This is a genomic window from Apilactobacillus nanyangensis (assembly GCF_016861915.1).
Taxonomy (GTDB): Bacteria; Bacillota; Bacilli; order Lactobacillales; family Lactobacillaceae; genus Apilactobacillus; species Apilactobacillus nanyangensis.
This window is the reverse complement of sequence record NZ_BOLX01000024.1, coordinates 1-7,780: the sequence shown is the minus strand read 5'-3', so window position 1 is coordinate 7,780 and position 7,780 is coordinate 1. Positions and strand designations below refer to the sequence as shown.

At 38.6% G+C, this 7,780-nt stretch carries 9 protein-coding genes and 1 riboswitch; of the genes, 8 read left to right on the top strand and 1 reads right to left on the bottom strand.

The annotated features are described in order from the left end of the window. Window positions 1–529 precede the first annotated feature (529 nt). The 3 genes from JUD45_RS06960 to JUD45_RS06950 all read left to right on the top strand — a co-directional run bounded on the left by JUD45_RS06960 (window position 530) and on the right by JUD45_RS06950 (window position 2,577). Entirely contained in the window at window positions 530–1,708 is a 1,179-nt protein-coding gene (locus tag JUD45_RS06960) for an acetyl-CoA C-acetyltransferase (protein WP_138726334.1), read from the top strand. Window positions 1,709–1,837: 129 nt separating this feature from the next. Beyond that, window positions 1,838–2,371: a GNAT family N-acetyltransferase gene (locus JUD45_RS06955; RefSeq protein ID WP_034530719.1), complete on the top strand. Its 534-nt coding sequence runs from the start codon at window positions 1,838–1,840 to the stop codon at window positions 2,369–2,371. 14 nt (window positions 2,372–2,385) lie between these two features. Then, window positions 2,386–2,577: a hypothetical protein gene (locus JUD45_RS06950; RefSeq protein ID WP_053796094.1), complete on the top strand. Its 192-nt coding sequence runs from the start codon at window positions 2,386–2,388 to the stop codon at window positions 2,575–2,577. A 37-nt stretch (window positions 2,578–2,614) separates the two neighbouring features. On the opposite strand, the gene JUD45_RS06945 is transcribed toward JUD45_RS06950, so the two are convergent. Further along, on the bottom strand, window positions 2,615–3,205 hold the full coding sequence (locus JUD45_RS06945) for a L,D-transpeptidase (protein WP_203619904.1): 591 nt from the start codon (window positions 3,203–3,205) through the stop codon (window positions 2,615–2,617). A 122-nt stretch (window positions 3,206–3,327) separates the two neighbouring features. Here JUD45_RS06945 and JUD45_RS06940 point away from each other — a divergent pair, with 122 nt between their 5' ends. The 5 genes from JUD45_RS06940 (at window position 3,328) to thiM (ending at window position 7,692) form a co-directional block, all read left to right on the top strand. Further along, complete coding sequence (locus JUD45_RS06940) at window positions 3,328–4,488, top strand: SEC10/PgrA surface exclusion domain-containing protein (RefSeq protein WP_203619903.1); 1,161 nt, start codon at window positions 3,328–3,330, stop codon at window positions 4,486–4,488. 101 nt (window positions 4,489–4,589) lie between these two features. Next, a riboswitch (TPP riboswitch) is annotated at window positions 4,590–4,681 on the top strand. A 94-nt stretch (window positions 4,682–4,775) separates the two neighbouring features. Further along, window positions 4,776–5,483: a thiaminase II gene (gene tenA, locus JUD45_RS06935; RefSeq protein ID WP_138727313.1), complete on the top strand. Its 708-nt coding sequence runs from the start codon at window positions 4,776–4,778 to the stop codon at window positions 5,481–5,483. Beyond that, entirely contained in the window at window positions 5,476–6,288 is an 813-nt protein-coding gene (gene thiD, locus JUD45_RS06930) for a bifunctional hydroxymethylpyrimidine kinase/phosphomethylpyrimidine kinase (RefSeq protein WP_138727312.1), read from the top strand. Before tenA ends, thiD begins: the two co-directional genes overlap by 8 nt. Next, on the top strand, window positions 6,275–6,916 hold the full coding sequence (thiE, locus tag JUD45_RS06925) for a thiamine phosphate synthase (RefSeq protein ID WP_203619902.1): 642 nt from the start codon (window positions 6,275–6,277) through the stop codon (window positions 6,914–6,916). Before thiD ends, thiE begins: the two co-directional genes overlap by 14 nt. Then, window positions 6,916–7,692 (top strand): hydroxyethylthiazole kinase, encoded by a 777-nt coding sequence (gene thiM, locus JUD45_RS06920; protein WP_203619901.1) that lies wholly within the window; start codon window positions 6,916–6,918, stop codon window positions 7,690–7,692. Before thiE ends, thiM begins: the two co-directional genes overlap by 1 nt. The last annotated feature ends 88 nt before the right edge of the window (window positions 7,693–7,780 follow it).

Genomic DNA, 7,780 nt, shown 5'->3' with positions numbered 1-7,780 from the left:
ATTCTTACAACCAAGTTGTAAGTTCCTTACACATCATCGATTATCAATCTTGTTCAGTTTTCAAAGATCTACCATTTTGTTGATTGCTGATTAAATCAATCAGCTCTTTAATTATATCAGATTGCTAACTCAATGTCAACAACTTTTTATAATTATTTTTTATCAACCTTGTTATCAAAAATCGCTCAATCGCGATGACAACAATAACTATTATGCCATCTTAGCAAGTGAAAGTCAATAACTTTTTTGCTTATTTTCAATCGAAATTAACGATTAACTTTTTCAACAGCAGAAACAATAATATCAAATTCAAACCACCAGGTCAATAACTTTTTATTATTTGTTTCGATTAAATTTTATTGTTATCTCAAAAATGACAACGGATATAATAATAACAATTATAAACACTGTGGTCAATAACTTTTTCAAAGTTTATTAAACTTTTTAGTTTTATTCTTTATAATAGAATTAAATAGAATAATCGTTATACTATTTCTTATAGATAATATTAAAGGAGTTTTACTATTATATGGAAAAAATCGTGATTGCAGCTGCCAAACGAACACCTATTGGTAAGATAAATGGTGCACTAAAGAACTTTACTTCTGTGGACCTTGGAACCATCGTTACAAAGGCTGTCATTGAACAAGCAAATATCAAGCCCTCTGATGTAGATCAAGTAGTATTTGGGAATGTTATCCAAGCGGGGGCTGGTCAAAACATCTCAAGACAAATCGAAATCAATTCAAACATCCCTTACTGTAGTACTGCCAATACAGTTAACCAAGTATGTGGTTCCGGACTAAAAGCTGTCCGTAATGCGCAAGCCGCTATTGTTATGGGCGACGCTGACGTCGTCGTTGCCGGTGGTGTCGAAAGTATGTCCAACGCACCATTTCTAAACATGGACGTTCGTTCTGGTCATAAGTTCGGTAACGTTACTCTAGTTGATTCATTAAACAATGATGCTTTAATGGATGCTTTTAACAAACAGCCAATGGGAGTTACAGCAGAAAACGTGGCTGAAAAATTCAACGTTTCAAGAGAAGAACAAGACGAGTTCGCCTACCAATCTCATATGAAGGCTGCCAAAGCATTTGATAATGGATACTTTGACAAAGAGCTAGTGCCAATCGAAATCAAAAATAGAAAATCTTCTTATATTATGAAGGAAGATGAAAACATTCGTCGTGATACTTCTATTGAAGTACTTAACAAACTACGTCCTGCCTTTAAGGAAGACGGAACTGTTACTGCCGGAAACGCCGCTAGTCTAAACGACGGTGCATCTGCTTTAGTACTAATGAGTGAATCAGCAGCTAAGCGTTTGAATGTTAAACCACTAGCAGTTATTGATGGCTATGCCGAAGCAGGATGTGATCCGGATTACATGGGATACGCTCCTTATGACGCTACCAAGTCATTGTTTGAAAAACTAAACATCACAATGGATGATATCGACCTAGTCGAACTAAACGAAGCATTCGCCGCTCAAGTACTAGCGGTTGCTCACGACTACAATATCGATATGGATAAACTAAACATTTCAGGTGGTGCTATCTCAATGGGACATCCCCTAGGTGATTCCGGTGCCAGAATTGTTGGTTCACTAATTTACAATCTACAACGCACCAATCAAAAACATGGTCTAGCTACCATTTGTATCGGTGGCGGTATGGGAATGGCCATGAAAATTACACTATTATAGATAATTCTAATTGGTTTACTAAAAGTGTCATTGTAGTATGCTATGAATAGGCTTAATTTACAAACGTTGCAAAATGCAACGTTTTTCTATATACTTTTTACTTATAATTTTCATAAAGGAAGTGTAAAAATGCCCGCAACATACTTAAAGAAATCAACTGAAGAAGATTTACCAGCAATCCTGGACATCATTCACTCAGCAATCAAGTACCTACACGAACAAGGAATTGACCAATGGCAACATGGTTACCCAGCTGACGAAGATTTAGTTAAAGACGTTAAAGATGGAATCAACTACGTGTTAATCACTGACGGCCAAGTTGCCGGAACTGCAACAATTCATCAAGGAATTGATCCCAACTACCTAAAGATTGAAGAAGGCGATTGGGTTAACGGTTCTGAAGCTCACTACGCAGCGATTCACAGAGTTGCCATCTCAAATGAGTTTCGTGGACAACACCTATCTGAAAAACTGGTTAGCAGCTTAATCACAGTTTCACGTGTATTAGGTTACAAGGATATCAGAATCGACACTCATCCTGAAAACAAAGGTATGCAACACGTTATCACTTCTAACGGTTTTGAAAAACGTGGAATTATCCATATGCGCGAAAATGGACATCCATGGACTGCTAGATTTGCATACCAACTATTAACTAAATAATAGAAGGTGCTCACATGCTAGCAGACGACTTATCAGTTCAAATCAAACTGATCATCATGTATGCGATTGGTGTTTTAGCCCTATTGACTTTGCTATTTTTCTTATACCGCAAACATCAATCATTTAAAAATAAATATGTAGCAACCATCCTAGGAATTACCATCATCATGGTATTAATCCTAATCGATGTAAGCACATTGCATTAAAAAAAGACGTTCATAACGAACGTCTTTTTTGTTTGGATTAGTGAATAACGACTTTAGTTCCTGTTGGGACTGAGCTGTTAATCCATTTAGCATCCGGAATTGATAAACGAACACAGCCATGTGAATTGGCTACCTTGCCTAATTCATGGGCGTCTTTCATCAAGTATTTACCATCCTTATTTACAGGAACCGAGTGGAATAGATAAATTCCATGGTCCTTAAAAGAAGTCCAGTAGTTAGCTCCCTCTTTTGATGATGCGTTGTAGAAATGGCTACCACGTTCTGCTTGAATGTGGAATGTACCGCGTGGTGTCCCGTCATCATTTCCAGTTGAACATAGAATGGTATACAATACCTTGCCTTCTTTATTCTTAACATATACACGTTGATTCTTAATTGAAACATCAAGCCAGTTTTTATTTGATAGTTTCATATCCGGATAAGCCTTCTTTTCAGATGAATGTTTCCAAGCATCCATAGAGGGCTTAACTGAGAATTTCGCTGTAACGTTAGATTTATTATTTTGGTTCGCAGTCGATTTGGAGGTAGATTGACCGCAAGCTGTTAACCCCATTGCCACAATGACAGCGGTAATAATCATTGCTATGGCACGTTTAAATTTAGTCATTTAATATCTCCCCTTGTCTTCAATTTAATTAAAACACAAAGTTAAAATCAATTCCATTATCAAAAACATTTGGTATAGTTATATTAATATAAACTATTAATAAATACTAAGGAGAAACCGTTATGCGAAAAATCAAAGCATTTTCACTATTACTAATCGCAATGAGCTTAATGTTATTCGCCGGTAACATCAGCGAAACACACATATCAGTCAACGCTCAAGATACCTATCAAACTAAACACAAGAAAAAACCAGCCAAAAAAGCTAAGAAGCCTAAGAAACATACCAAAACAAAGCACAAAAAAGGCACTAAAAAGAAAGCTACCAAGAAGAAAAAAGCCGTTAAAAAGCATGTCCAAAAGACTACCAAGGCTAAAAAGAAGCATGTAAAGAAGGCTAAAAAAGCAATCAAAGCTAAAAAGAAGGTTGTAAAACATAAAAAAGCCAAGAAAAAGGCGCCAAAAAAAGCAGCTAAGAAAGTCACTAAAAAGAAAAAGGCCGTTAAGAAGACCACTAAAAAGAAAAATGTTGTCACAGTAGTTAAACCAGCAACTACTACTCCTAAATCAGACGCTAACCAATATGAATCCGTGGATGGTTTTAACTATCCTTCAGATGACTACGCAACACCAAACGCGACTGACACACTAAACATCCCTTCCGGTTACCTATTTAGTTTTAACAACGCTACTAAACAAATGGATCAAGGGACTGCTTCTGATGCCTCAATCCAACAAAGTCGTCAAATTAACACCTTCCACCCAAGCACCGCTGACGTTAATACCAAAGTAGATATCAATAACATCAGCACTGATTTACAACGTCAACTATCACAATACGCTGCTAACCTAGTCAACGATTTAAGACATAAGCTAGCTAATAACTACCCATACACTCAAGATTTGACCGTAACTAATAGAGCATTACAAGCTTCAAGCGATGTTGCCAAAGGTTACAACAATGATAATTGGAACTTTTCCGATAAGGGTGGCCACGATACTGCAGTATTAAACAACGTCTTTAAAAACTACCAATTCAGTGGTTATGGTGAAAACATTGCTGGATCACTACTAACTAGTTCATACATCGAAGGCCCAGTCACTTTGGCCAACGTTAAGGAAAGCATCTACGGAGCAATTTGTGCCATGATGTTTGATGACGCTAGTTCTAATTGGGGTCATGCAATCAACTTCTTAGGAATTAAATTCGATAGCTCAGCTAGACAAGAATTCGGTGTTTCAATCGACAAGATGGGCCAAATTCACTACGAAATTTATCAATAAAAATCAAAGGCGCTATAACGGCGTCTTTTTTGTTTACCAAAAATATCCTGTTTACAAAAAGTTCAAAACAGATATACTTATACATGAATTAAATATAAAAATGCTGTCCACTGGGGTGCCGTTTTCGGCTGAGATTACACCCATTGAACCTGATCTAGTTAACACTAGCGAAGGAAGTCAGGCGCACTCCAAGTAAAGAATTAGACTTAGTCTATCCAAGTGTACCCTTCCACCGTCGTGTGGGAGGGTATTTTTTATTTGCGGCAGCAAACTGGAGGTATTGTTTCATGTTTTCACATCAACTAGTCAAGGAAGCTAATCCAATCCTAGAAGCTATCTTTGACCACCCGTTTGTTAAAGGTATCGGTGACGGTCACGTCGACGATGCAGCATTAAAATTTTATGTTCAACAGGATTTTCAATACTTATCTGAGTTCATCAAAATTTACGCTAGTATCATCCCCATCCTAAAGGACAGAGAGAATATGAAATTTTTCGCAGAAAATATCGATTTCATTCTAAACAGTGAAATCCACCCTCACCACGTCTTTTGCGACATTGCTAACGTTACATACGAAAGCTTGCAACACGCTACCCCAAGCCCTAAGGCTTACCTATATCAATCACATATGTATCGTGCCGTGAGAACCGGTAGTCTAGCCAACATCATCTGTGCGCTACTACCCTGTCCATGGACCTACAATGAAATTGCCAAACAACTAACTGCCACAGGTAAAAACACCGCTGACAATCCATTCAAGAGCTGGATTGATTTCTACCTAACCGACGATGAAGATGCAGACGGTGGATTAACCCAAAAGCTATTTAAGATGTTAAACGAACTATCAAAGGACATGTCAGAAGAAGAAATCAACGAAGCCAAAGGATTCTTCCTTAAGAGTACCGAGTTAGAATGGGAATTCTGGGAACAAGCCTTCTACCAACAAGATTGGCGTTTTACCGAAATAATTCATGGAGGTGACAACCATGAATAGTAAAAAAGTCCCTGAAACATTAACAATTGCCGGCTCTGATTCCGGTGGTGGCGCTGGTATGCAAGCAGATATCAAAACGATGCAAGAACATCACGTTTTTGCTACCAACGTGGTAGTCGGTTTAACCGCTCAAAACACATTAAGCGTTCAATCAGTCCTACCTACTCCCGTTGATATGATCAATGCTCAATTTGATTCTCTATACGATGATTTCGATATCAAGGCCGCTAAGACCGGTGCTTTGTTTGACCAAGAACGCGTCGAAGCAGTTGTCTCAAACATTAAAAAACATAATATTCACCCCATCGTAGTTGACCCTGTCATGGTTGCCAAGGGTGGCGCTCGTTTGCTAGATGATTCTGGTATTGACGCAATTATTAATAAGCTAATGCCAATTGCGGATATCGTCACTCCGAACCTACCAGAAGCAGAGGTTATTTATGGAAAGAAGATTGAAACCAATGATGATGTCATCGCAGCGGCTGCCCATATTCAACAACTAGGTGCCAAAAACGTCATCATCAAGGGTGGTCATCAACAAGGTGATACCCTATCCGATTACGTTTTACTGGAAAGTGGCGTTAGTTTTACCATCGAAAGCAAAAAATACGACACCGTTAGAAAACACGGTACCGGAGATACACTATCATCTGCGATTGTTGCTAACCTAGCCAAAGGTTTATCCATTAAAGATGCCATCATCGAAGGAAAACGCTACATCGATACCATCCTACAATCAGAAATTATTGTCGGACACGGTCACGGACCACTAAATCACTGGGGGGCTGAAGATGAAATTGGATAAACAACAACTAGCCGTCTACTTCATTGCGGGTAGTCAAAACGTTGGCGGCGACGTCGACAAACTAATCCAAATCGTAGAGGATTCATGTAAGAATGGAATCACCATGTTTCAATACCGTGAAAAGGATCGTTCCACCCTATCAGATGCAGAGAAACTTGAAGTTGCCATTCAACTAAAAGAAATTACTGCTAAATATAATGTTCCATACATCATCGACGACGATATCGATTTGATGAAGGAAATTAATGCTGATGGAATTCATGTCGGCCAAGACGACACCAAGATTGAACGTGTCATCGCAGAATGCCCAAACAAGATTATCGGTCTATCAACCCACTCGTTGGATGAAGTCAGAGCCGCTAATAATTTTGAAGCCATCGACTACATCGGAATCGGTCCTATCTTCGCCACCCAATCAAAACTAAAGGTCAAACCAGCAATCGGAATTGATGAATTAAACCGTTTGTACCAAGAATCATCACATCCAGCCGTAGCAATTGGTGGAATCAAAGAAGATAATGCCAAAGCAGTTCTAACTACCAACGTCGACGGTGTCTCTGTTATCTCAGACATCATCGATAGTAACGACATCAAGCAAACCATTAATCGTCTAAAGGGGAATAAATAATGACTACTATCAAACAAATTAGAGAAAATTCACCAATCATTCTAAATATTTCAAACATGGTGACACCACAACACGTTGCTGACGCTATTAATTTTATCGGTGCCTCACCTATCATGTTTGACGACATCAAAGAAGCAAGCGATTTAGTAAACATTTCAAACGCCCTAGTCATCAACATGGGTTCATCGAACGACTCAGACGTCGAAAAATCAATTGCCGCCGGAAAATACGCCAATCAAAAAGGCATCCCTGTCGTCATTGATCCAGTTGCGATTGGTGCTTCCAAGCTACGTCAAGATAACTTCGCCAAAGTGGCTAAAGAAGTTAAGTTCGATGGCGTTCGTGGTAATGCTGGGGAACTAGCCTTTCTAGCCGACATCGAATGGAATGCTCAAGGTATCGACGCCGGAAACGGTGACGGAGACCTTCACGAAATTGCTGAAACTGTTGCTAAGAAGTTTGATTGTATCGTTTTACTATCAGGTGTCACTGATGTGATTTCAGATGGTACTAAAACAGTTGAAGTCAAAAATGGTCATCACTACTTTGCCGTAAACGTCGGTTGTGGTGATATGTTAGACGGGATTTTAGGTGTCTGTCTTGCTGTCGATAACAGTTTGGATTCAGCCGTATTAGCATCCAGTATTTTAAGTATTGCTGGAGAAATCGCCGGTGGAATTACCGACAACCTACCATACTCATTTTTATCAACCGTATTTAACACCTTGTACCAATTAACCGATGAAGAAATTACAGAATTTCAAAAATTAGGTTAATAAAAAAGGACTTGAACTGAACCCCTTGAGTTGGAGAAATCTAACCTAAGGGGTTCTTTTATGTTTTCTAAAGAATTAAAATTAGCTG